General features: G+C 68.8%; 23 protein-coding genes. 11 read left to right on the top strand and 12 right to left on the bottom strand.

Annotated features, from left to right (window positions below; translation table 11 throughout):
* Nucleotides 1-11: 11 nt before the first annotated feature.
* Nucleotides 12-1,397 (bottom strand): 4-aminobutyrate--2-oxoglutarate transaminase, encoded by a 1,386-nt coding sequence (gene gabT / locus OG300_RS21495; RefSeq protein WP_405484254.1) that lies wholly within the window; start codon nucleotides 1,395-1,397, stop codon nucleotides 12-14.
* A 134-nt stretch (nucleotides 1,398-1,531) separates the two neighbouring features.
* Between gabT and OG300_RS21490 the strand changes: the two genes are divergently transcribed.
* Nucleotides 1,532-3,034 (top strand): PucR family transcriptional regulator, encoded by a 1,503-nt coding sequence (locus OG300_RS21490; protein WP_405484252.1) that lies wholly within the window; start codon nucleotides 1,532-1,534, stop codon nucleotides 3,032-3,034.
* Between the two features lie 294 nt (nucleotides 3,035-3,328).
* On the opposite strand, the gene OG300_RS21485 is transcribed toward OG300_RS21490, so the two are convergent.
* Complete coding sequence (locus tag OG300_RS21485) at nucleotides 3,329-3,592, bottom strand: GlsB/YeaQ/YmgE family stress response membrane protein (protein WP_405484250.1); 264 nt, start codon at nucleotides 3,590-3,592, stop codon at nucleotides 3,329-3,331.
* Between the two features lie 236 nt (nucleotides 3,593-3,828).
* Here OG300_RS21485 and OG300_RS21480 point away from each other — a divergent pair, with 236 nt between their 5' ends.
* Nucleotides 3,829-5,187, top strand: a complete 1,359-nt coding sequence (locus tag OG300_RS21480; RefSeq protein ID WP_405484248.1) for a ferritin-like protein — start codon at nucleotides 3,829-3,831, stop codon at nucleotides 5,185-5,187.
* Between the two features lie 67 nt (nucleotides 5,188-5,254).
* Here the strand turns inward: OG300_RS21480 and OG300_RS21475 are convergent, their stop codons facing one another.
* The 9 genes from OG300_RS21475 to OG300_RS21435 form a co-directional block, all read right to left on the bottom strand.
* Nucleotides 5,255-6,478 (bottom strand): cytochrome P450, encoded by a 1,224-nt coding sequence (locus OG300_RS21475; protein WP_405484246.1) that lies wholly within the window; start codon nucleotides 6,476-6,478, stop codon nucleotides 5,255-5,257.
* Nucleotides 6,475-7,734, bottom strand: a complete 1,260-nt coding sequence (locus OG300_RS21470) for a cytochrome P450 (RefSeq protein WP_405484244.1) — start codon at nucleotides 7,732-7,734, stop codon at nucleotides 6,475-6,477. Before OG300_RS21470 ends, OG300_RS21475 begins: the two co-directional genes overlap by 4 nt.
* The gene (locus tag OG300_RS21465; RefSeq protein ID WP_405484242.1) at nucleotides 7,731-8,333 is read right to left on the bottom strand and encodes a GTP-binding protein; all 603 of its coding nucleotides are present in this window, start codon (nucleotides 8,331-8,333) and stop codon (nucleotides 7,731-7,733) included. Before OG300_RS21465 ends, OG300_RS21470 begins: the two co-directional genes overlap by 4 nt.
* 34 nt (nucleotides 8,334-8,367) lie before the next feature.
* Nucleotides 8,368-8,721, bottom strand: coding sequence for a DUF742 domain-containing protein (locus tag OG300_RS21460; protein ID WP_405484240.1), 354 nt, complete (start codon nucleotides 8,719-8,721; stop codon nucleotides 8,368-8,370).
* Complete coding sequence (locus tag OG300_RS21455) at nucleotides 8,718-9,152, bottom strand: roadblock/LC7 domain-containing protein (protein WP_405484238.1); 435 nt, start codon at nucleotides 9,150-9,152, stop codon at nucleotides 8,718-8,720. The genes OG300_RS21460 and OG300_RS21455 overlap by 4 nt, the downstream gene beginning before the upstream one ends.
* On the bottom strand, nucleotides 9,149-10,681 hold the full coding sequence (locus OG300_RS21450; RefSeq protein ID WP_405484236.1) for a sensor histidine kinase: 1,533 nt from the start codon (nucleotides 10,679-10,681) through the stop codon (nucleotides 9,149-9,151). The genes OG300_RS21455 and OG300_RS21450 overlap by 4 nt, the downstream gene beginning before the upstream one ends.
* A 286-nt stretch (nucleotides 10,682-10,967) precedes the next feature.
* A complete protein-coding gene (locus OG300_RS21445; RefSeq protein ID WP_405484234.1) occupies nucleotides 10,968-11,642 on the bottom strand; it encodes a hypothetical protein in 675 nt (224 codons plus the stop codon).
* Nucleotides 11,639-11,998, bottom strand: coding sequence for a hypothetical protein (locus OG300_RS21440; protein ID WP_405484232.1), 360 nt, complete (start codon nucleotides 11,996-11,998; stop codon nucleotides 11,639-11,641). The genes OG300_RS21445 and OG300_RS21440 overlap by 4 nt, the downstream gene beginning before the upstream one ends.
* Before the next feature lie 72 nt (nucleotides 11,999-12,070).
* Nucleotides 12,071-12,286 carry a hypothetical protein gene (locus OG300_RS21435; RefSeq protein ID WP_405484230.1) on the bottom strand — a complete coding sequence of 72 codons (216 nt, stop codon included), beginning with the start codon at nucleotides 12,284-12,286 and terminating at the stop codon, nucleotides 12,071-12,073.
* Nucleotides 12,287-12,499: 213 nt separating this feature from the next.
* Here OG300_RS21435 and OG300_RS21430 point away from each other — a divergent pair, with 213 nt between their 5' ends.
* The 9 genes from OG300_RS21430 to OG300_RS21390 all read left to right on the top strand — a co-directional run bounded on the left by OG300_RS21430 (nucleotide 12,500) and on the right by OG300_RS21390 (nucleotide 23,186).
* On the top strand, nucleotides 12,500-13,489 hold the full coding sequence (locus OG300_RS21430; RefSeq protein ID WP_405484228.1) for a zinc-binding dehydrogenase: 990 nt from the start codon (nucleotides 12,500-12,502) through the stop codon (nucleotides 13,487-13,489).
* 19 nt (nucleotides 13,490-13,508) lie between these two features.
* The gene (locus OG300_RS21425; RefSeq protein WP_405484226.1) at nucleotides 13,509-14,402 is read left to right on the top strand and encodes a hypothetical protein; all 894 of its coding nucleotides are present in this window, start codon (nucleotides 13,509-13,511) and stop codon (nucleotides 14,400-14,402) included.
* 74 nt (nucleotides 14,403-14,476) lie between these two features.
* Nucleotides 14,477-15,856, top strand: a complete 1,380-nt coding sequence (locus tag OG300_RS21420; RefSeq protein ID WP_405484224.1) for an MFS transporter — start codon at nucleotides 14,477-14,479, stop codon at nucleotides 15,854-15,856.
* Nucleotides 15,846-16,265 carry a MarR family winged helix-turn-helix transcriptional regulator gene (locus OG300_RS21415; protein WP_405484222.1) on the top strand — a complete coding sequence of 140 codons (420 nt, stop codon included), beginning with the start codon at nucleotides 15,846-15,848 and terminating at the stop codon, nucleotides 16,263-16,265. The genes OG300_RS21420 and OG300_RS21415 overlap by 11 nt, the downstream gene beginning before the upstream one ends.
* A 124-nt stretch (nucleotides 16,266-16,389) precedes the next feature.
* A complete protein-coding gene (locus tag OG300_RS21410) occupies nucleotides 16,390-17,181 on the top strand; it encodes an N-acetylmuramoyl-L-alanine amidase (protein ID WP_405484220.1) in 792 nt (263 codons plus the stop codon).
* 125 nt (nucleotides 17,182-17,306) lie between these two features.
* On the top strand, nucleotides 17,307-19,259 hold the full coding sequence (locus tag OG300_RS21405; RefSeq protein ID WP_405484218.1) for an amino acid transporter: 1,953 nt from the start codon (nucleotides 17,307-17,309) through the stop codon (nucleotides 19,257-19,259).
* Nucleotides 19,260-19,383: 124 nt separating this feature from the next.
* On the top strand, nucleotides 19,384-20,289 hold the full coding sequence (locus tag OG300_RS21400) for a metal-dependent hydrolase (protein WP_405484216.1): 906 nt from the start codon (nucleotides 19,384-19,386) through the stop codon (nucleotides 20,287-20,289).
* Nucleotides 20,286-21,395: a PDR/VanB family oxidoreductase gene (locus tag OG300_RS21395; protein ID WP_405484214.1), complete on the top strand. Its 1,110-nt coding sequence runs from the start codon at nucleotides 20,286-20,288 to the stop codon at nucleotides 21,393-21,395. The genes OG300_RS21400 and OG300_RS21395 overlap by 4 nt, the downstream gene beginning before the upstream one ends.
* A 21-nt stretch (nucleotides 21,396-21,416) precedes the next feature.
* On the top strand, nucleotides 21,417-23,186 hold the full coding sequence (locus tag OG300_RS21390; protein ID WP_405498625.1) for an SDR family oxidoreductase: 1,770 nt from the start codon (nucleotides 21,417-21,419) through the stop codon (nucleotides 23,184-23,186).
* Nucleotides 23,187-23,250: 64 nt separating this feature from the next.
* Here OG300_RS21390 and OG300_RS21385 read toward each other — a convergent pair whose 3' ends face one another.
* Nucleotides 23,251-24,312, bottom strand: a complete 1,062-nt coding sequence (locus OG300_RS21385) for a TerC/Alx family metal homeostasis membrane protein (RefSeq protein WP_405484212.1) — start codon at nucleotides 24,310-24,312, stop codon at nucleotides 23,251-23,253.
* Nucleotides 24,313-24,319 lie beyond the last annotated feature (7 nt).

Raw genomic sequence — 24,319 nt, 5'->3', positions numbered from 1 at the left:
TCTCTTCGTAATCAGGGTCGGGACGTCAGATCGCGCAGGACGGCGGCCAGCACTCCGATGCCGTCGGTCAGCAGGTCCGCGCCGATCACCAGCGGTGGCAGCAGGCGGATCACGTTTCCGTAGGTGCCGCAGGTCAGCAGGAGTACGCCGCGCGAGAATGCCTCGGCGGCAACGGCTTTGGTGAGCAGGGGGTCGGGGGTGCTGGTTCCGGGCCGCACCAGTTCGATGGCGAGCATCGCGCCACGTCCGCGGACGTCGCCGATCACGCCGGTCTCGGCGGCCAGGTCGCGCAGCAGTGGGACGGCAATCGATTCGATGGCACGGGCGCGCGCCGGAAGGTCCAGCTCACGCATCACCTCGAGGGTGGCCAGGGCGGCCGCGCAGGCGACCGGGTTGCCGCCGTAGGTGCCGCCCAGCCCGCCCGCGTGCACCCGGTCCAGCAGGTCCGCGCGCCCGGTGACGGCGGCCAGGGGCATACCGCCCGCGATGCCCTTGGCCATGGTGACCAAGTCCGGTTCGAGCTGTTCGTGTTCGGTGGCGAACCAGGCGCCGGTGCGGGCGAATCCGGTCTGCACCTCGTCGGCGATGAAGACCACGCCGTGTTCGCGCGCCCAGTGCAGCAGGGTGGGCAGGAATCCGGGTGCGGGGACGATGAATCCGCCCTCGCCCTGAATGGGTTCGATGATCAGCGCGGCCAGCGAGTCGGCGCCGATCTGGGTCTCGATCTGCGAAATCGCTCGCCGCGCAGCCTGTTCCCCGGTCAGGTCCGCGGCATCGCGGTACGGGTAGGACATGGGCATTCGGTAGATCTCGGGTGCGAACGGGCCGAAATTCGCCTTGTACGGCATGGATTTCGCGGTCAGCGCCATCGTGAGATTGGTGCGGCCGTGATAGGCGTGATCGAAGGCGACCACGGCGGGACGGCCGGTGGCCAGCCGGGCCACCTTCACCGCGTTCTCGACCGCCTCCGCACCGGAGTTGAAAAGCACTGTGCGCTTGTCGAATTCACCGGGCGTGAGGGCGCACAGCTGCTCGGCCACCCGGACATAGCCCTCGTACGGGGTCACCATGAAGCAGGTGTGAGTGAAATGCGCGGCCTGCTCGGCCAGCGCCGCCACGACCTTGGGATGCGACGCGCCCACGCCCGTCACGGCGATACCGGAACCCAGGTCGATCAGTGAGTTGCCGTCCACGTCGAGCAGCACGCCGCCGTCGGCGTCGGCCGCGTAGATCGGCAGTGACGAACCGACCCCGGCGGCCACCACGGCCTTGCGGCGCACGGTCAGGGCCTGCGAACGCGGCCCGGGGAGATCGGTGACCAGGGTCCGCCGCTGCGGCAGGCGGTGGTCGAGCTCGGGTAGTGCGGACGCCGGGAATTCGCGCTCGGTGCTCACCATGGCTCTACCGTCCATCCCTTCGCGGAGTCGTCGATTCGAGGTCCGGGATCAGTGTGCTGCACGGCACCGGCCGCAGGGGGTGCCGAATCGGTCATCGGAGTGTCGAGGAATCGACAATCTGTACACTCCCGGCAATGCCTGTCTCCGTTGGCTGGGTGCTGGCCCAACCCGACCTCGCGCTGCGGCTGCGCGGCGGCGCGGCCGGGGTGCGCCGCGAAATCGGCCTGGTCGTCACCACCGAACTGGAGGAGCCGTTTCAGTGGCTCTCCGGTGGCGAGTTGGTGCTCACGACCGGCATGGGCCTGCCCGCCCCGGGGCCGGGCCGTGGCGAATACCTGCGGCGGCTCGCGGAGTGCGGGGTGGTGGCGATCGGATTCGGCACCGGGCTGTCCTACGACGAGGTGCCGCCCGAACTGATCGGTGCCGCGGACGAGATCGGCATCCCGCTGCTCGAGGTGCCGCTGGCGACCGCCTTCGCGGCCATCGTCGAACGGGTGTCGGCGCGGATCGCCGAGGTGCAGTACGAGGCGGTGTTGCGCGCGAGCCGGGCACAGCCGCGGATGACGCGGGCGCTGATCAAATCCGGCAGCCGGGCCATCGTGCGCGAACTCGCGGGCTCGCTCGGCGCGACCGTGCTGGTGCTCGACCCGGGTGGCAACGTCACGGACAGTGGACCGGGCGAGGTGGATGCCGAAGTGCTGCAAGAGGTTCGGGCCGTGGTGACCGCCGATGCCGCTCGGGCGGGTGTACAAACGCGTACCTCCGGGGCGTCGATCACCTTCCAGCGCATCGGAGTCGATCGCCGGCTGCACGGTGTCCTCGTGGTCGTCAGCGCGGCCCCGCTGGGGGCGGTGGACCAGATCCTGCTGGGGCACGCGAATTCGCTGCTGGCGCTGGACTTCGAGAAGCCGATCCGGCTGCGCTCGACCGAGCACCGCCTCAATGCCCAGGCGCTGGGCCTGCTGCTGGGGGAGCCGGGGGATCCGAGCGCCGCGTGGGAGCAGCTGGGGCAGGCGGCGGACGGCCGGGGACGCATCGAAGTGCTGCTCGCCGAATGTGATTCGGACGAGGCGGTGGCGGCGGTGAGTACCGCGCTCGGTGAGGCGGTGATCGCGGCCGGATACCCGCTGTTCCTGCATACGTCAGGACGACGGGTGGTGGTCGTCCTACCCGCGGACGGTGGGTTCGGGGGATTGGCCGATACCGAAAGCCTCGGCGGCGTACGCGGATTCGTTCGTCTAGGCCGGAGCGGGCCGCATCCGGTACGCGGGCTCACCGATGCGGTGGCGGCTGCGCGACTGGCCGCGTCCACTGCGGAAAGAGGCGGTCCCGCAGCGGATTTCGCCGCGCAATCACTGCTGTCCTTCGCGGCCACCCGCGAAGTGCTCGACGCCGTGGCTCGAAGCACCCTCGCCCCGCTGATCGAGCACGATCGCCGCCACGGCGCCGACCTGCTCGGCAGCCTGCGGGGCTTCCTGGAAGCGAACGGTCAATGGGAGTCGGCCGCCGCCACCACCGGCGTGCACCGCCATACCCTGCGCAAGCGCATCGCCACGGCCACCGAGATCCTCGATTGCGACCTCGACAGCGCCCGGGTCCGCGCGGAACTACTGCTGGCGATCCTGGCGCTGAGCTGATGGGGCCGGCCGGGGCGGATCCGGCATCGCCTCCCGGTCGCGGATCTGCTCGGTGCGAGCGCTTGTGCACCGGTGATCATGTCTTGTATGTTCTACGTATCTACTAAGTAGATACGTAGAAGCTCGCGCCGTAGACCACCTGCGGCGGAGGGCGCCGCGGGACCGGCGCCGCATCGGTGGGCGTGTGCGGACCCTCATCCTGCGCACTCGTGCCGAAGCCACAGGGGCGGGGCCGCGCTCGGCGGCCCCGCCCCTGTTCGTATTCGCTTGTCGTGCGGCCGTTTCCGGCGTCCGTCAGACGCGGGCGCGAATGGCCTTGTAGATGAACAGCAGTACGATCGCGCCGACGATCGCGCCCAGGAAGGCGTGGTTCACCGGCGGGTGCACGCTGAACTTGTGGGGGCTGAAGACCAGGCTGCCCAGGGTGCCGCCGACATAGCCGCCGATGATGCCCAGAACCACGGTCCAGATGATGCCGAAGTCTTCCTTACCGGGGACGACGAGGCGGGCGATGGCGCCCGCGATGAGTCCGATGATGATCATCGCGATGATGCCCATGGCAGTGCTCCTTGCGTTGCAGATACCGCGTATCAAAAAGTAGCAGGCAACGGCGTGGCGGTGCGCGTGTCGCAATACATCAGCGTGCCAATTCCGACATCACGTACCGCTCCGACGCCGCAGCCGGGTACGGACCTTGGATGACCGTTTCTCGGCGAGCGAAACCTGCGGCGACGCCCCGATTTCGAGAGGCATGATGGAGGCCGGACAGTGCCCACCCCCGGAAAGGCACGCATATGACCGACGGCTCGACGCCACCGGAACCCACCGCTCTCGCCGGGCAAGGACGCCTGGCCCGCACCATCGCCGCCCGCGGCGGACTCGCCGCCCCCGAAGCGCCCTTCGTCATCGAACACCGCGAAGCGCTCATCTACATGCTCTGCCAGGCCGCGGAACTCGAACACGGCATCATGTGCCAGTACCTGTTCGCCGCCTTCTCGCTCAAGACCTCCGAGGCCGAGGGTCTGACCGCGGCCGAGGTGGAGAAGGTCACCCGCTGGCGAAAGCTGGTGTCGCACGTGGCAACCCAGGAGATGCTGCACCTGGCGCTGGTGCAGAACCTGCTCGCCGCCGTCGGCGCGGCGCCACACATGTCGCGACCGAACCTCCCGCTGCCCGCCGCCCACTATCCCGCCGGGGTGCAGTTGGCGCTGCTGCCGTTCGGCGAACAGGCGTTGCGGCACTTCCTTTTCCTGGAACGCCCGGAGGGCATGGACCTCGAGGACGCCGAGGGCATCGAGATGGCCGGACGCGCGGCCGCGGTCGTGCAGCAGGGCGAGATCGTGCCCCGGCTACAGGATTTCGCGACCGTCGGTCACCTGTACCGCTCCATCGAGCGCGGGATCGAGCATCTGGCCGAGAAGTACGGGGAGAGCAGGCTGTTCGTCGGCCCGCACCGCGCGCAGGCGACACCGGAGCACTTCCAGTGGCCGGAATTGGTGCCGGTCACCGATCTGGCCTCCGCCAAGCTGGCCATCGACACCATCCTCGAACAGGGCGAGGGCGCGCGCGGCGACTGGCGCAACGCGCACTTCGGCCAGTTCGTCGGCATCCTCGACGAGTACGAGCAGAGCCTGCGCGACAATCCGGTGTTCGACCCGGTCCGGCCGGTGCTGGCCGCCAATGTCCGTGCCCCCGAACGCGATATCGCGGTCCCGCTGATCACCGATCCGGCCACCGCGCGCGTGGTCGACCTGTTCAACGTCGGCTACGAGATCCTGCTGCAGATCTTCGAGCGGTTCTTCGCGCACACCGAGGAGTCCGACGCCGAGTTGCAGACCCTCGCGGACGCCACGGTCTCCATCATGTTCCGGGTGATCCGGCCGCTGGGCGAACTCATCACCACGTTGCCCGCCGGACCGGAACATCCGGGCCGGACCGTCGGCCCCAGCTTCGAATTGTTCTACGAGACCGACTATTTGATGCCGCACCGCGAAGCGGCGTGGATTCTGATCGCCGAACGACTCGCCGAGGCGGCGGTGCTGTGCGAGCGCATCGGCACCGACCTCACCAGCGCAGTCGGTGATCAGCTGGCTCCGGTCACCAAGGCCTTCAACGAGATTCGCGCCACGCTTACCGCGCACGTCCCGGCCTGACACGGTCCCGAAGACGCGATCGGCCTGCCGGAAGGGAAAATCCTTCCGGCAGGCCGTCATTCGTAGCTCAGACCAGGTGCACCGGCACCGCGGCCACATCGTTCTGGGTCAGCACCGGCAGATTGCCGATCTGCTCGGCGGCCTCGGCCAGCCGCAGCGCCGGGAAGCGGTCGAACAGCGCGGGCAGGCCGATGGCGGCCTCCAGTCGGGCCAGCGCGGCACCCGGGCAGATGTGCGGGCCGTAGCCGAAGGAGATATTGCGGCTCGCGGTCGGACGGGTGATGTCGAACTCGTCGGCGTCGTCACCGTGGATGGTGGTGTCGCGGCCGATGGCCCGGTACGACATGACCACGCCCTCGCCCTTCTCGATCACGGTGTCGCCGACCGTGATGTCCTCGGTGGCGAAGCGCATCAGCAGGTGGGTGACCGGGCCGTCCCAGCGCAGCGACTCCTCGATCGCCTGCTTCCAGTCGATCTCGTCGTTGCGAATGCGGGCGAGCTGCTCGGGGCGAGACAGCAGGGCGCGCACCGTGTTCAGGATCAGGCTGACGGTGGTCTCGTGACCGGCGGCGACCAGCGCCTTGAGGTTGCCGACCACCTCCTCCTCGGTGAGCGGCTCGCCGCCCTCGTCGGCCAGGATGAGCGCGCTGGTGAGATCGTCGGTGGGCTCGGCGGTCTTGCGGCGGACCATCTCGGTGAAGTAGACGTCCATGTCCTCGATGATCTGCAGGCGCTCGTCCTGCGGGGTGACCATGGAGAAGAACTTCTTGTACCAGTCCAGCAGCATCGGGTGGTCGCTGCGCGGCACGCCCATCAGCTCACTGATCACCCGCATCGGCAGCGGGTAGGCGAAGACCTGCTTGAGATCCACCGCCGACCCGTCGTGCCCGGCCTCGTCGAGATCGTCGAGCAGCTCCTTGGTGAGCCGTTCGATGGTGGGGCGCAACTCTTCCAGGCGACGCGGCGTCAGCGCCTGCGTGGTCTTGATGCGCAGGCGGCGGTGCTCGGGACCGTCGACGGTGAACATGGAGCGGCCCGCGTCGATCATGCCGATCAGCGGCCACTGCCGGGTGACGACGCCGGACTGCCACAGACCCCAGGCGTCGATGTCCTTGATAAGCCTGGTGTCGGTGAGCAATTGGCGGGCCACCGTGTGATCGGTGACGGTCCAGGCGGGAACCCCGAGCAATTCGATCCGGGTGACGGCGCCGGCGGCGCGCAGGGCGGCGGTCTCACCGGCCAGATCACCCACCATCGGGTCGATCGCGATGGCGTGCGGGCAGGAACTCACTGGAAACCTCCGAGAGCGCGAACAGGTGTGAAAACAACAGGCAGAGAAGTCATTCCACGCAGGAAAGGCGACGGACGGCGCACCAGGTTCTGCGCCGGGATGGCCAGATCGACATCGGGCAAGCGGTCCAGCAGCACCTCGATCCCGGTCCGCGCCACCGTCTCGGCGATCTGCTGCGCCGGGAACGGGCATCGGTACTCGCCGTGGCTGAAGGCGAAGTGCGCGTTGTTCCCGGCGTGCGCGATGGACTCGCCGACCGCCTGGCGCACATGCGGATCGGTATTGGCCGCGGCCAGACCCAGCAGCAGCAGATCCCCGGCGCGAATCGTCTTGTCCGCCAACCGGGTATCGCGCGCCGCCCAGCGCCCGGCCAGGATCGAGGTGGGGGCGTCCTCCCACAGCACCTCGTTCATGGCCTGATCCACGCTGCGGCGGCCACCGCCCATGGCTGCGGCGAAACGATCGTCGGTGAGCATCAGCCGCACCGAGTTCACCAGCCAGTCCGAGGTCGGCAGGTGACCGGCGGCGGTGATCGCCATCAGGTCGTTCGCGTACTCCTCGTCGGTGAACGGCGCGGGGAACGCCAGCATGCGCGAGACCAGATCATCGCCGGGCGCGGCCCGCTTCACCGCGACCAGATGCGTGATGAACTGCATGAACTGCATGTGCGCGGACTGGGCGTCCGCGCCGCCGTCGGCCAGCTTCTTCATGAGCCAGGCCAGCTTCGGGCCCTCCTCGTCGGGAATGCCCAGCAGCCAGGCCAGCACCAGCACCGGCAGCGGTTCGGCGAAATCGGCGACCAGATCCGCGGATCCGCGCCCGCAGAAGCCGTCGATCAGGCGATCGGCCAAAGTCTCACCGACCCTGCGCAATTCGAACGGATCCACCGACTCCAGCGCGGGCTCCACCATGGCCAGATGCCGGCGATGCTCCGCACCGGCGGTGAAGTAGATCGACGGCATGGGCCGGCCGACCATCGGCAGCAGCGGCCAGTCCGGCGGAATATTGCCCCACTGGTTCCAGAGGCTGACATCGCGCGGGAACAGCTCGGGGGAGTTGGTGATCTGATGCATCTCGCGATAGCCGATCACCAGCCAGGCCGGAATCCCGCCGGGCAGTTCGACGGAGACCACCGGACCGTGATCGCGGCGCATCTCGCGATACAGCGAATGCGGGTCGGTGTGGAAACGCGGACCACCGAGCGGCACACTCGCGCGCTCGTGCGGTACCGGGCAGGCGGCTCCGGGAGCGGTCATGCCGGATTCCTTCCGAGAGCGGTCCGCGCGGCCTGCGCCGCCGGGCCGTAGAGGTATTCGACCAGGGTGATCAGCACGTCCCGACACGAATCCCGGTGCCGGGCATCGCATTCGATGAGCGGGACGTGCGGATCCAGATCCAGGGCGGCGCGCACCTGCCCGAGGTCCGCGCCCGGCCCGAAGGTGTTGCACGCCACGATGAACGGGGTGCGCTGATGTTCCAGGCGGTCGATGGCGTACCAGGAATCCTCGATGCGGCGCTGATCCACCAGCACGATCGCGCCCAGGGCGCCGGTGAACAGCCGATCCCACAGGAACCAGAAGCGTTCCTGGCCCGGTGCGCCGAACAGGTACAGCACGTGTTCGGTGTCGATGGTGATGCGACCGAAGTCGAAAGCCACAGTGGTGGTGGTCTTTCCGGGCGCACCCGTCGGATCGTCGACGCCGAGGCCGACCTGCGTCATGGTGGCCTCGGTGTCGAGGGGGCGGATCTCACTGATCGACCGCACCATGGTGGTCTTGCCGACGCCGAAACCGCCGACGATGACGATCTTCAGACCGTGCCGCGCGTCGGCGTGCAACGGCGCGTCGGCGCGCATCGGGCGGTGATCGATTACCCGGCCCGGGTGGGGATCAAAGTTTGCGGAGTCCAACGAGCACCTTTTCCAGCGTGGTGGTGTCAGGCAGCGAATTCCATTGCCGCGAAGCGTGATCCGGATGTCGCACCGTGATCTTGCCCGCGTCCAGCAGATCCGAGAGCAGGATGGTGGTGATGCCGACCGGCAGCCGCAGCTCCGCCGCGATCTCCACCACGGCGGTCGGCGCCCGGCACATCTCGAGGATCGCGACATGCTCGGATTGCATGCCGCGCACCGGATCGCATTCGCTGACAACGAGAGTCACCAGATCGAAGGCATCCGAATCCGGTCGGCTGCGCCCCCCGGTCACCGTATACAGCCGGTCCGGATCCTCGTCTGGCCTGGTCACGACACGCTCGCTCCTCGGGACTGGCCGAACTCGGGGGACACCCGCGGCGCGGCGGCCAGGTGTTCGCCGAGCTGCTCGACCAGCTCGCGCATATTGTGGCCGACCAGGCCCGCGTCCGCGTCCTCCGCGGCGACCACCGCGATGTGCGCGCCGATCCCGGCCTCCACGATGAACAGGATGCCCCCGTAGAACTCGGTCATGGACTGGCGAACGCCGCCGCGCCCGTCACCGAACTCCACCGACGCCCCGTGTGAAAGGCTTTGAATCCCAGCGGCGATGGCGGCCAGCTGATCCGCGGAGTCGATCCCCAGTTCCGGCGTATGGCAGATCTTCAACCCGTCGCCGGACAGCAGCAGTGCGTGCCGGGCGCGCGGGGTGCGAGCCAGCAGTTGCTCGAGCAGCCAACCCAGATGTGTGGCGGACGGGGTCATCGATCGGTCTCCAGAGGGGCAGTGGGGGTGGGGACGGTGCCCGCGCCGTGGTCCCGGTCGGCGACCCCGCGCTGCAGGGCCTCCAGGACGGACGCGGGCAGCAGGGAGGCGGTCTCGGGGCTCAGATTGCCGTGCCTGGTGTGCTGCAACGCCTCCTGCGCGGAGGACGGGAACGGGTCGGCCGTGCGGGCGGATTCGCCGGGCACGGCGCCCAGGGTGGTGAGGGGGGCCGCTTCGGCCGGGGTTTCGCGGCCGGTGACGGCGCGCTGGAACGCGCCCATCGCCGACGGCGACACCGGTGGGCGCGGTGCGGCCGGGGGAGTGGTGGCGTCCAGACCGTCGGGATGCACGGCGGCGAACGTGCTGCCGCGTTGCCGCCTCGGCAGGCCCGAACCCGGTGCGGTGGTGACTGTTTCGGCGATTTCCTCGACGACGGCCGCGGGCTGCTGGATCGGCAGCGGGCCGGTGTTCGGCCCCTCGCCGGAGGCGACGGTGCCGAGCCTGGACAGGGTGCCCTGGCGTTCCAGCCGGGTGGTGAGCTCGCGCGGCACCACCACGACCACGGCGGTGCCGCCGATGGCGGAGGGCCGGTAGCTGACTGTCAGCTCGTGCTTGCGGGCCAGATGGCCGACCACCGCCAGCCCCAGCCGGGTGCCCGACAGCGACGACAGATCGGAGTTGCCGCGCGGTCGCGACACCGCGGATTCGGCACGGCGCAGGGCGGATTCGCTCATCACCAGGCCGCTGTCCTCGATGGTGACCACCACACCGGCCGGGACCTCGGCGGCGTAGACGTGCACCTCGGTGGTGGGCGGAGAGAAGTTGCAGGCATTGTCGAGCAGCTCGGCCAGCGCGTGCATGATGCCCTCGGCCGCGTGCCCGGCGATGGCGATCTCGGTCACCGCGCGCAACCGCACCCGCTGATAGCCCGCGACGCGACCCATGGCCCCACGCAGAATCGATTCCATCGCAATGGGTTTCGCCCAGCGGCGGCCCGAACGCGCACCACTGAGCACCGCGATGCTGTCGGCCAGCCGCCCCGCCTGCGCGGTGCGGTGATCGAGCTCGAGCAGGTCGGCCAACACCTTCGGATCGGCGTGCCGGTTCTCCATCTCGCGCAGCTCCGCCAGCATGCTGGTACTCATCGCCTGCATGCGACCGGCCGCGCCCGCGAACGCCGCCATGGCCGCGGCCCGGCGGTGATCGCTGTCCTTGGCGGCGCGCGACTGCTCGGCGACCGCGTCGCGCACACCCTGCGCGTGCGCCTCCGCCTCCACGATGCGTGCCTGCGCTGCGGCGACGGTGGCGTGCACCTGGGCATCGGCACGCGCGGCGGAAGTCTGTGCCTCCGCGCGGATTCCGGCCAGCTGCGCGCGATAGAACACGGCCACGGTGACGGCGGCGCACCACAGCAGCCCGGCCACTCCGGCACCGATCGCGAGGGGTAAGCGCGCGTCGTCGGGAGCGAAGACCACCGCTCCGACGACCGCGATCACGGCCACCGCGAGGGATGCCAGCGGCACCGCCACGGGCAGGCGCCGACTCCGAACGGCCTGTGGCTCACCGTTCGGCGGCTTCACTGATTCCGACAAGCTCCGCACTTCCGCACTGTGTTCATCGGCGCGAACACGCCGATGCCCCCGACCGCACCCACGCAGCGGCCGTGCCAAAAGGGTGGACCGACAGGCGGATTCGGATCTGCGGGACGAGCATAGGCGCAGCCGGGAGGCCGCGCTACCCGAGCGCGAATGCGCTGGCAAACACCGGTCCCGGTGTGCGAGACCGGATTAGGGGAAGGTGAACGGCCGGGTGCGTTCAGATGTCGTCGGCGGGCACGGGTTCGGTGCGCGCGCTGGCGACCAGCGACCCCAGCGCGAACCCGAAGACCGGTGTCGCGAGGATCGGCGCCCATGATTCCAGCTGCCAGCCGTCGGGCCGCAACAGCGTCACGATTCGCGCCACCGCCAGCACCACCCCGGCGGCGCCGCCGAAGATGAACAGTCCCAACGGGAGTCGGAACGGCGCGGGCACCGCACGGTAGCCGAGCGTCACCGGAGCCAGCACCGCGAGATTACCCAGCAGGCCAGCGACGGCCAGGATCCACTTGTGCGCCTCGACGATTCCGTCGGAGGGATGCAGCGGATCGTAGGTGAGCAACAGTGCGGCAGCCACCACGATCATGCCGACATAGAAGGATTTCTCCAGCCGCGGCCGCCCCCACGCGTCGGCCATCGCCACCCCGATCAGGCCGCCCGCCGCGACCAGCGACAGATCGGCAGCCAGACCGGGCAGGGCTTCGAAGTGACCGCTGGGCAGCGTCAGCGCGGTGGCCGCGTCGGTGATCGCCGGGGCCCACAGCAGTGCCCAGACGGCAAGGAACACCAGACCCAGTGTGAACGGCCGGGATTCCGCGGTCCGCCAGCGCGGCACCCGCGCCAGCGCCGCGGCGGAAGCGCACAGCGCGGCCAGGATCGACACCAGATTGCTCACCGGAACAGCCTCGCTCCGGCTTCCCCGTGCGTGGGCTTACGCCGCGCCGATTCCTCGCCCTCTTTGTCCCGCCGCAACAATTCGGTGAGCAGTTGCCGGGTGGAGGCCTGGCGGATGGCGCTGCCCGATCCGGCGCGCTGTGCCTCGGCCTCGGTGATGATGCCCGCGACCACCTGCACCTCGACCGGATTCGCGCTGTAGGCGCGGGCGATCTCGATGAGGGTTTCGACCGGTGGTGTCGGCACGGCCAGATGCCGGGCCAGGGTGGCCTGCGGGATTCCGGTGACCACCGCCATGGCCCGCGTGCTGTCCCCGCCCGTCAGCTCGTCGATCCACTGCTTCAGCTGATCATGCACGGGATGATTCTCGCATGCGTGGTGCCCCGGTATCGAGGCATGAAAGGTGCGCGTCGGCGCGGACTCTCGGGGTCAGCGGCTGCCGGTGCGGACGCCGTCCCGAATCTGGTACACCCGCGAGGTGGTGATGTCACCGGCGGCCTTCGCGATCAGGAACACGCGCTCACCCGCGACGGTGGCGTCCTTGATCTTGTCGCGCCACAGCGCGTCGGCGGCGTTCGCGGCGGCCTTGGCGGCCTCGCGGGCGCGGGTGGCTTCACGGATGTCATGCAGGTACACGGTGGGCATGAGGAGACACCTTTCATCGGCCCCGATGGGACGGACGGGTGTCCGTCGCGCCTACCAACGTACGGGCTGTTGTGAGTCATAGTCAAGGCTGCTTGCCTCGAAAATGAAGCACCCGGTTCGCTCTGGGAGAAATCGCTACGGCCGCACTTGACCTCAACATATGTCGAGGTTCGAAGCTGTATCCAGAACCGGAAACGAGAGTGAGGCAACGAGATGCGTGTGGTGCAGGCCAAGGAATTCGGTGGACCCGAGGTGCTGTCGGTGGGCGAGCTGCCCGACCCCGTCGCCGGAGACGGTGAGGTGCTGGTGCGGGTCGGCGCGGCCGACGTCATGTTCCTCGACACGATGATGCGCAGCGGCTGGGCCGCCGCCTTCTTCCCGGTGCAGCCGCCGTTCGTGCCCGGTGGCGCGATCGCCGGGACCGTCGAGGCGGTCGGGCCCGGCGTCGACGCGGCCTGGATCGGACGGCGGGTCGCCACACCCACCGCCGACAGCGGTATCGGCGGCGGCCTGCCCATCGGCGGTTACGCCGAGCTGGCCCGCGCCAAGGTCGAGACCCTGGCGGTGATTCCCGAGGAACTCTCGTTCGTGCAGGCGGCGGCGCTCGCCCACGACGGTCGCACCGCGCTCGCGGTCATCGAACGAGCCGACCCGCGGCCGGGGCAGTGGGTGCTGGTCACCGCGGCCGGGGGCGGGCTGGGCACCCTGTTCGTCCAGCTGGCTAAGGCGGCCGGTGCGCGCGTGATCGCGGCGGCCCGCGGTACGGCGAAACTCGAACTGGCGCAACGGCTCGGGGCCGACATCGTGGTCGACTACTCGGTGGCGGGATGGGCCGACACGGTGCGCGAGAAGACCGGCGGCGTGCAGACCGTGCTCGACGGCGCGGGCGGCGACATCGGCAGCGCCGCGCTCGGTGCGATCACCTCGGGCGGGACCCTGCTCGCCTACGGTAACTCCGCGGGCGGGTTCGCGGCGGTCGACGCGGAAACCGCTGCGGCGCAGGGCATCACGCTGCTGACCCTGTTCGACATCACCGCACCCGGCATCGACTGGCTCGACCTGCACGAGCGCGCCCAGCGCGAGGTGGCGGCCGGGCGCCTGGAAGTGGTCGTCGGGCAGACCTTCCCGCTGGCCGAGGCCGCCGCCGCGCACACCGCCATCGGCGACCGGCGGGCGGTGGGGCGCACCATCCTCACGGTCTGACCTCGCTCGGCGTGTCGCGGTGGCCCGCCCGGCCCCCGAGCGCAAGGGTGAGGGCTGGGCGGGGACCGACCCGGAGGTGGCCGTGAGCTGTCGAACCGGATTGACCGCGGTCTTGATCGCGAGTGCCTGCCTGACCCCGGCGGGCACCGCGGCCGCCGCACCCCAGCCGATCCTGCCCTTCCCGCTGCCGCCGGGTCTGTCGCTCCCCGAGGGCTGGCGACTGCCCGACGGCTGGCGGCTGCCGCTGGAACCCGACCTCTCCCAGGTGCCCGCGCGCACCACGCTTTCGGTGCGCCCGGTCTTGCCCGGCGCGAACCTGGTGCCGTCCGGAATGAAGTGGGGAACCGCCAACGAGACCGAAGAGCGTGCGGCCCTGTCCATTTCGAAGCTCTACCTGGCCGACTACGCCCTGCGTCACGGCAGCGCGTCGGCCGAGGACCGAGACCTCGCCGAGCGCATGATCCGCAGCTCCGACGACGCCGCCGCCGACCGGATCGCCTTCGAATACCCCACCGCGATCGACGCGACCGCGGTGGAGTACACCCTCACGGCCACCCACGGCAACGGTGACTGGCGCTTCGCCACCACCAGTACCGCCGACGTCGCAGACTTTCTCGCCGCCAAAGTCCGCACCGACCCCGAAAGCCCGATCCTCGACTGGATGCGCCACCCCTCCGAGCGGGCCGCCGACGGCACCCGCCAAGACTGGGGAACCGCCCGCCTCCCACGGGTCCTGGGCACCAAATGGGGCTGGTCCGACCTGGGCAACCCGGAAGTCGCCTCGGCCTCCTACGGCCCCGGCTTCACCATCGCCGCCAACACCGTCGGCACCGCCCAGCAGCAGAACGAAGACGTCGACGCCGCCTTCGCGACCCTCACCGAACTCTTCTCGGAATTGGTGCCGGGCCATTGAGCGTCCCCGAGGGTGTGAACCATCCCACTGAGGACACCCTTGCCTCGGGACAGTTGTGCTCTCACAATCGTTGTGTGCTTACAACCGTTGAAGAGCTGAGTGCTCGCCGGAAGACGATCATCCTCGTCACCTGCTGCTTGAGCCTGCTCATCTCGTCCATGGACGCGACCATCGTGAATGTCGCGATTCCGACGATCCGGGACGATCTGGGTGCGTCGATGTCGCGGCTGCAATGGATCGTCGACATCTACACGCTGACGCTGGCCAGCCTGCTGATGCTGTCGGGGGCGGCGGCGGATCGGTTCGGGCGGCGGCGGGTGTTCCGGATCGGGCTGCTCACCTTCGCGGTGGGGTCGCTGCTGTGTAGTCTCGCGCCGAGCATCGAGGTGTTGATCGGGGCGCGATTCCTGCAGGCCATCGGTGGGTCGATGCTGAATCCCGTTGCCATGTCGATCATTACGACCGTGTTCACCGGGCGGGTGGAGCGGGCGCGCGCGGTCGGGGTGTGGGGTGCGGTGGTCGGGATCTCGACCGCGATGGGGCCGCTGGTGGGCGGGTTGCTCATCGACAGTCTCGGGTGGCAGTCGGTGTTCTGGATCAACCTGCCGATCGTGGCCGTGGCGCTGGTGCTCACCACTGTCTATGTGCCGGAATCGAAGTCGGCCACGCCGCGCGGAATGGATCCGATCGGGCAGGTGCTGGCGATCGCGGTGATGTTCACGCTGGTGTTCGGGCTCATCGAGAAGAAGCCGGTGGTGTTCGTGGTGACGGCGGCGGCGCTGGCCGGGTTCGTCTGGCACGAGTCGCGGCACAAATCGCCGTTCATCGATCTGCGGTTCTTCCGCAGCTTCCCCTTCTCCTCGGCGACCGTGATCGCGGTGTGCTCGTTCGCGGCGCTGGGTGCGTTCCTGTTCGACATGTCGCTGTATCTGCAAGGGACACGGCACTTCTCGGCCGTGCACACCGGTCTGCTGTACCTGCCGATGGCGCTCGGAATGCTGGTGTTCTCGCCGCTGTCGGGGCGATTGGTCGGCCGCACGGGCACCCGTCCGTCGCTGCTGATCGCCGGAACACTGATGGCGGTGGCCGGAATCGGCCTGACCCGGTTGCAGCCGGACACCGCGATCTGGCAGCTGGTGATCACGTTCGCGGTGTTCGGGATCGGGTTCGGCATGGTCAACGCGCCGATCACCACGACGGCGGTGAGCGGGATGCCGCTGGATCGGGCGGGCGCGGCCTCGGCGGTGGCCTCCACCAGCCGTCAGGTCGGCGTGAGTCTCGGTGTCGCGCTGTGCGGTGCGCTCAGCGGGGCCGGGTTGTGGTGGACCATTTCGGCGTTCGCGATCGCGGTGGTCGGCCTGGGTGTCGCCGCCAACACCGATTGGGCGTACCGTACCCGCGATCGCGTCGCCCCCTTGCTCGAACAGAAAGCAGTGCCAGCCCATGCCGGATGACACGCCCACCCCGGATCAGGTCTGGCGGCAGCTCACCCACGTGGTGATGGACACCCGCGACGCCTGGAAGCGCGCCGTGGTCGAGCGAACGGGCATGCCGTTCAGCCGGATTCGGGTGCTGCGGCGGCTGCTGGCCGGTCCGCTCACCGCCAAGCAGCTGGCCCGCGCGGCCACCATGGACGCGCCCGCCACCACGGTGGTGGTCAACGATCTCGAGGAGCGCGGTCTGGTGATCCGCGAGATCGACCCGACCAATCGGCGCTTCAAACTGATCTCGATCACCGACGCGGGGCGGGCGGTCACGGCCGAGGCGCTCGCGACCCCCGACCCCGCGCCTGCGGCGATCGAGGCCCTGGACCCCGCTGACCTGCGGACTCTGCACGAGTTGCTGCGCAAGATCGAGCACTGACCAGCTCACCGTCCTCTTGGTTCGGCGGTGAGGTCGTGCGGGGTGGGCGTGGGCTCGCGCACAGCATGGGTGCAAACTTCCTCGGCGCCTTACTCCCTCGTGATTCAACCGTTATGGTTGGCCGGTGCGACAGCGACATTGGAAGTCCTTGGCGGCGATCTGCGGAGCACTGCTGATCGCGGGCTGCGGCCATAGCGTGGCCGCCGCACCCACTCCGGACGCGCATGCCCGGCCGGTGCTCGATTCGCCTGCCGCCCCGGTGGTTCCGATCGCCGGGCAGGTCGTGGTGCTCGATCCCGGCCACAACGGCGGCGGCGCGGACCATCCGGACCAGCTCAACGCCCAGGTGCCAGACGGTCGCGGCGGCACCAAGGCCTGCAACACCACCGGCACCAACGGCGCCGACGGCTACTCCGAGCACGCCTTCAACTGGGATGTGGCCCAACGGGTTCGCGACGCGCTCACCCTGCGCGGCTACCGCGTGATCATGAGCCGTGACAGCGACACCGGCGTCGGCCCGTGCGTCGACGAGCGCGGCACCCTCGGCAACCGGGTCGGCGCGGCCGCCGTGGTCTCCATCCACGCCGACGGCGCGCCCGCCGGTGCGCACGGCTTCCACGTCGCCTACTCCTCGCCCGCCCTCAACGACGCCCAGTCCGGGCCGTCGGTGCAACTGGCCACCGCCCTGCGCGACACCATGGTCGGCCGCGGTTTCACCACCTCCACCTATGTCGGTTCCGACGGTATGGACCCGCGTGCGGATCTGGCCGGGCTCAATTTCTCCGAGCGTCCGACCGCGCTGATCGAATGCGGCAACATGCGTGACCCGGGGGACGCCGCGGTCATCGAATCCCCGGACGGGCGTGCCAGATTCGCGGACGCCATCACCGCCGCCATCGCGGCGTACCTGAACTAGCACACAAGACCTACCGACTCACGGCGCGGGGTGTGTCTGCGCCCGGTTTGCCGTGAGTACATTCCTTACGGCATTGACGGAATATTTTCGGGAAACCGGACGCACAGAGTTCCGGGGAGGACTCCTTGACCACGACCGATGTACGGCCGCGCTCGCGCTTCGCGAACTGGCTACTAGAGGATGCGGGTGAAGAGCACTCGCAGCTTCCTGGGCCGATGGTCAAGCGCACCCCGAAGGAGCATCAGCACTCCTGGTGGAAAGTCATGTGCCTGACCGGTGTCGACTATTTCTCGACCCTCGGGTATCAGCCTGGTATCGCGGCGCTGGCCGCGGGCGTGCTGTCCCCGCTGGCGACGCTGGTGCTGGTGGCGCTGACGCTGCTGGGCGCGCTGCCGGTGTACCGCCGGGTGGCCAAGGAGAGCTTCAACGGTGGCGGCTCCATCGCCATGTTCGCGAGCTTCCTGCCGAACTGGTGGGGCAAGATCTTCATCCTGGTGCTGCTGGGCTTCGCGGCCACCGACTTCACCATCACCATGACGCTCTCGGCCGCCGACGGCGCGGCCCACATCGTCGAGAACCCGTATGTGCCGAGCTTCCTGCACGACCAGAACATGATCATCACCCTGGTCCTGCTGGCGCTGCTGGCCGCGGTGTTCCTCAAGGGTTTCAGTGAGGCCATCGGCATCGCCACCGGACTGGTCGGCGCGTATCTGGCGCTCAACCTGGTGGTCGCGGTCGTCGGCATCACGAAGGTGGCGCAGTCTCCGCACCTGGTGACCGACTGGACGCATCTGCTGACGGCCAAGCACGGCAACATCTTCGCGATGATCGGCGTGGCCCTGCTGGTGTTCCCGAAACTCGCGCTGGGCCTGTCCGGCTTCGAGACCGGTGTCGCGGTCATGCCGCAGATCAAGGGCAACCCGGCCGACGACTGCGACTATCCGCGCGGCCGCATCATCGGCACCCGCAAGCTGCTGACCACGGCGGCGCTCATCATGAGCGGCTTCCTGATCATCACCAGCTTCATCACCACCGTGCTGATCCCGGAGCAGGAATTCGAGGAGGGCGGGCAGGCCAACGGCCGCGCGCTGGCGTACCTGGCGCACGAGTACCTCGGCAATGTCTTCGGCACCATCTATGACGTCAGCACCATCGCGATCCTCTGGTTCGCGGGCGCGTCGGCGCTGGCGGGTCTGCTGAACCTGGTGCCGCGCTACCTACCCCGCTTCGGCATGGCACCCGAGTGGGCACGCCAGATCCGGCCGCTGGTACTGGTTTTCGCGCTGGTGTCCTTCGGCATCACCTGGTACTTCAACGCCAGCGTGGACGCGCAGGGCGCGGCCTACGCGACCGGTGTCCTCGTGCTGATCACCTCCGCGGCGGTGGCGGTGACCATTTCGGCCTGGCGCAAGGGACAGCGTTCGCGGGTGCTGGGCTTCGGCCTGGTGTCGGTGATCTTCGTGTACACCACCATCGACAACATCATCGAGAAGCCGGCGGGTCTGCACCTGGCGATCCTGTTCGTGCTGGCGATCGTGGTGGTGTCGTTCGCGTCCCGGATCCGGCGTGCGTTCGAGCTGCGGGCCGTCGAGGTCATCTTCGACGAGAAGGCCGCGCAGCTGATCGACGATCTGGCCGCGCGCGGCGAGATCCGCATCGTCACCCACGACATCGACGCGCGTCAGCCCGAGGAGTACGCGGAGAAGGAAGCCGATCAGCGCCGCGAGAGCCACATCCCCGCGGACGAACCGATCCTGTTCCTGGAGGTGATCGTCAGGGACCCCTCGGAGTTCAGCACGATCATGCACGTCACCGAGGTGGAAGTGGCCGACTACCACATCCTTTCGGTCGAGGCGGCCGCCGTGCCGAACTCCATCGCGTCCATCCTGATCGCCATTCGCGACCGCACGGGCCAGTGCCCGCACGTCTACTTCGAATGGACCGAGGGCAATCCGCTCGTCAACCTGGCCCGCTTCATGTTCTTCGGTGAGGGCGAGGTGGCCCCGGTGACCCGCGAGATCCTGCGCCGGGCCATTCCGCGCCGCTCGCTGCGCCCGCACGTCCACGTGGACAGCTAGTTCGATCCTCACGTTTCGGGTACAGCTGTCGCGCGACAGGATTTAGGTGTTACTCGGGGTTTCACGCACGCGTAGAATATTGCTACAGTCACGCAGCAAACGTGGAACGAGACCAGGAGTACCGATGAAGTTACTTCCGAAGTTGGGACGGCGGACCGTGGCCGAACCGGGAGAAGTAGCCCTTCACGCCCGCAACGTTCAGTTCGATTGGTCCAGGACCGAACCGGTCTGGATGAAGGACGAACCGGTCGCCTCGCACGTGCTCAACGCCCTCAGCATGCTGTTGCCGGAGGGCGAGCGCATGTTCCTGGTGACCTTCGGCGAGGCCCTGGAACTGGTGAAGGACGAGAAGCTCCGCGAAGCCATGATCGGCTTCATCGGGCAGGAGTCCATGCACGCCGAGAGCCACGGCGGAGCCCTCGAAGAGGTGCTCGCCACCCACGGCATCGATGTGGAACCGTATGTGCGGCAGACGGAATTCCTGTTCCGCAAGACCCTGGGCCCGCGCGAGAACGCCAGCGAGGCCGCCCGCCAGCAGCAGCTGGTGGAGCGCCTCGGCGTGATCGCCACGCTCGAGCACTTCTTCGCCTGGCTCGGCGACTGGGTGCTCAACGCCGAGCTCGAGAAGTTCGACACCGACCCGCAGATGCTGGACCTGTTCCGCTGGCACGGGGCCGAAGAGGTCGAGCACCGGATGGTCGCGCACGATGTCGCCGAGTACTTCGAGGTCGGCTACTTCCGGCGCGGCGCGCTCATGCTGCTGGTGTTCCCGATCTTCATCGCGCTGCTGCTGCGCGGCACCAAATACCTGGTGCACCAGGACTCCTCGCTGCCCAACCACCGCTATCCGATGCTGATCCTGCGGATCTTCGCGGCCATGTGGCGCGGTGCGGTGCCGGGCATTCCGTCCCTGCTGATCAGTGCGCTGTCGACGTTCAAGCCGGGCTACACCCCGGAGACCGTCGGCTCCTCCGCGCAGGCGATCGCCTACCTGGCGCAGTCGCCGGCCGCGCGGATGATGGCGTCGTGAGCGCGGAACGACCCGTTCCGGAGGCTCCGCCCGCGGACCTGTACGGAAAGAGCCGTCCCGATCGCGCCACCCGGGTGCTGGACTTCATCGCCGAAAGCCGTTTGCGCTGGACCACTCTGGTGAACCGGCGCGAGCCCGCGGTGCGCGTCGACGACTGGCGGATTCCGCTGGTCGTGGTCGAGCGCCGGGTGGAGGCGCACGACACCGACGTGATCAGCCTGCTGATGACCGCGCCGGACGGCGCGCGGCTGCCGGAGTGGCGGCCGGGCGCGCACCTGGATCTGGAGCTGCCCTCGGGGCGGGTGCGGCAGTACTCGCTGTGCGGCGATCCGGCCGACAAGCACGCGTATCGCGTTGCGGTGCGGCGCATTCCGCAGGGCAACGGGGGATCGCTGGAGGTGCACGACGGGTTGAAGGTCGGCACCCGGGTCACCGTGCGCGGGCCGCGCAACGCCTTCCCGTTCGTGCTGCCGGGTTACGGATCCTCCGCTGCCCGAATCCATTTCGTGGCCGGTGGCATCGGCATCACGCCGATTCTGCCGATGATTCGGATGGCCGACCGGCTCGGCGTCGACTGGACCATGGTGTACGCCGGGCGTTCCCGCGACACCATCCCGTTCCTGTCGGAGGTGGAGTCGTTCGGGTCGCGGGTCACCGTGCGCACCGACGACGAGCACGGCATCCCCACCGCCGCGGATCTGCTGCCGGGCGTCGGCGCTGACACCTCGGTGTACTGCTGCGGACCGGTGGTGATGACCCAGGCCATCGCCGATCGGATCCGCGAGATGCCGGGCGTGGAACTGTATTCCGAGCGGTTCTCGCCGCCGCCGGTGGTCAACGGCACCGCCTTCCAGGTGGAGCTGGCTCGTACCGGTGTCACCCTCGACGTGCCCGCCGACAAGTCGGTGCTCGAGGAAGTGCTGAAAGTTCGTCCGGACAGCGCGTATTCGTGCCGTCAGGGGTTCTGCCGCACCTGTGTGGTGCGGGTGCGCTCCGGCGACGTCGAGCATCGCGACACCGTGCTCACCGACGCCGAGCGGGCGGCCGGCGACATGCTCATCTGTGTATCCCGTTGCGGCGGGGACCGTTTGGTGCTCGACATCTAGCGCCATCTCAACGAGGAGAAGATCGTGACCGATCACCCCACCGTCATCCCCGCCGCCGAGCGGGTGGTGCGCAGCGGCGACTTCGACATCGCCGTCTACGAATACGGTGAGCCGTCCGCGGAAACGCTCGTGCTGGTGCACGGCTGGCCCGACGACAATCACCTGTGGGATCGCGTGGTGCCGCTGCTGGCCGACCGCTTCCACGTGGTCACCTACGACACCCGCGGGCACGGTCGTTCCACCCGCACCGACCGCACCGAGGACTACCGCCTCGAGCACTTCGCCGCCGACTTCTTCGCGGTCGCCGACGCGGTGAGTCCCGAAGCGCCCGTGCACATCCTGGCCCACGACTGGGGTTCGGTGGAGATGTGGGAGGCGGTGTGCGAACCGCAGGCCGCCGACCGGGTCGCCTCCTTCACCTCGGTGTCCGGGCCCAACCTGGACCACCTGGGCGCGTGGGCGCGCACCAACCTGGCGCAGGGCAAGCTGTGGGGGCCGTTCACCCAGCTGCTGTCCTCGGCCTACACCGGTCTGTTCATGACCCCGGGAGTGCCGCGGGTGGTGCTCAAGCCGCTGGGCACCGAGAAGATGTGGTCGCGTTTCGTCGGGCTGATGAACGACACCTCGCCGCAGAACATCAAGTTCGGGCCGGAATTCCGCCGCGACTTCTTCGACGGCATGCGCATCTACCGCGCGAACATCCTGCAGCGCATGGCCGATCCGCGCGAGCGCCGCACCGAGGTGCCGGTGCAGCTGATCATCGCCCGCCGCGACGTCGCGGTGCGCCCGGCCGGATACGCCGACACCAAGGAGTACGCGCCCAACCTGTACCGGCGTGAGGTCGGCGGCGGACACTGGCTGCCGTTCTCGCATCCGGAGCTGCTGGCCACCTCCACCATCGAGCTCATCGACTCGCTGCGCACCGGCGAGATCCCGCGCACCCTGCGCCGCGCCGAAGTCGGCCGGGAGCAGCGGCCTTTCGACGATCAGCTGCTGGTCATCACCGGCGGCGGCAGCGGTATCGGCCGCGAGACCGCGCTGGCCTTCGCCCGCAAGGGCGCGGAGGTGGTGCTCTCGGACATCAACCTGGATTCCGCCAAGGAGACCGCGGAACTCATTGCGCGCGAAGGTGGTACGGCGCACGCCTACCAGCTCGACGTGTCCAGTGAGGCCGATGTCGCCGAGCACGCCGCGACGGTCATCGCCGCGCACGGGGTGCCGGACATCCTGATCAACAACGCGGGCATCGGCGCGGCGGGCGACTTCTTCGAGACTCCCGCAGCCGAATTCGACCGGGTGCTGAACATCAACCTGCACGGCGTGATCAACGGCTGCCGCTCCTTCGGCAAGGCCATGTCCGAGCGTGGCCTGGGCGGCCACATCGTCAACCTGTCCTCGATGGCCGCCTACACCCCGCAGCGCGGTTTCGCCGCCTACTCCACCTCCAAGTCGGCGGTCTTCATGTTCTCCGACTGCCTGCGCGCCGAACTGGCCGGTCAGGGCATCGGCGTGCACACCATCTGCCCCGGCATCGTGCACACCAACATCGTTGCCAACACCCGCTTCTCGGGCGTCTCCGCCGAGGAGGAAGCCGCCAAGCAGCAGCGCTACGACAAGCTCTACGCGGCCCGCCGCTACGGCCCCGAAAAGGTCGCCGCCCAGATCGTCAAGGCCGTCGAGAACGACCGCGACGTCGTCCCGGTGACCCCCGAAGCCTGGCTCCAGTACCGCTTCAACCGCTTCGCCCCGGCCGTCGCCCGCTTCTTCGCCGCCCGCGTGAAGCTGACGTAACCGGTTCCCGCAGAACGAGAACGGCCCCCGAGGAGAAGTCCTCGGGGGCCGTTTCGGCTGTCTGTCAGGCGTCGACGGTGGACTCCGGCGCGTGCCCCTTGTCACCGCGGGTGGCGCGGAGGCTGGTGAGGGTCACGGTGGTCAGGACCACCACGATCACCAGTAGCGAAGCGGCCGTGGGGATCTGGGGGACGCCGCTCCAGATGCCGTGGGCCCAGTGCAGGACCAGCTTCACGCCGATGAAGGCGAGGATGGCGGCCAGGCCGTAGGCCAGGTGGACCAGGCGCGAGAGCGCGGCGTGCAGGACGAAGTACAGGGCGCGCAGGCCCAGTAGGGCGAAGGCGTTGGTGGCGAAGACCAGGAAGGGGTCGCCGGTGACGCCGTAGACCGCGGGGACCGAGTCGACCGCGAACACCACGTCGGTGGCCATCACCGCGGCCACCACCAGGGCGAGCGGGGTCAGGGCGCGGCGGAACATGCCGGGCTTGTCCGGGTCCGCCTCCTGCACAACCATTTTGGTGCCGCGGTAGTCGTCGGTGACCGGCCAGAAGCGGCGCAGCAGGCGCACCGACTTCATGGTGCTGATGTCGACGTCCTGTTCGTGCCCGCCTGCCGCGTCGGCCAGCAGCTTCACCGCGGTGATCAGCAGGATGACGCCGAAGAGCAGGAATGCCCAGTCCAGGGTGGCCAGTGCGGCCGCGCCCAGAGCGATGAAGATGCCACGCAGCACCAGTGCGCCCGCGATGCCGTAGAGCAGCACCCGCTGTGCGAGAGCCGCGGGGACGGCGAACGCCGAGAGCAGCAGCATGAAGATGAACAGGTTGTCCACCGACAGCGACTTCTCCAGCAGGTAGCCGGTGAAGAACTCGACGGAGGTGGTGCCGCCGTTGTTGAACCACAGGAACAGGCCGAACGCGACCGGCAGGGCGATGTAGAAGACGGTCCAGCCGATCGCCTCCCGCATCGACACCTCGTGCGGGCGGCGGGTGAGCGCGAAATCGAGCACCAGCAGCGCCAGTACTCCGGCCAAGGTGAGACCCCACAACCAGGGCGTACCGATGGATTGAACGGGCGGGGCCGCGCTGTAGACGGTATCGGCGGCGAGTACGGACAGGGTAGGACTCACGGGACCT

The sequence above is a fragment of the Nocardia sp. NBC_00511 genome, from assembly GCF_045161165.1.
In the GTDB taxonomy this organism is placed as follows: Bacteria; Actinomycetota; Actinomycetes; order Mycobacteriales; family Mycobacteriaceae; genus Nocardia.
This window is presented reverse-complemented; position numbering and strand designations above follow the sequence as displayed.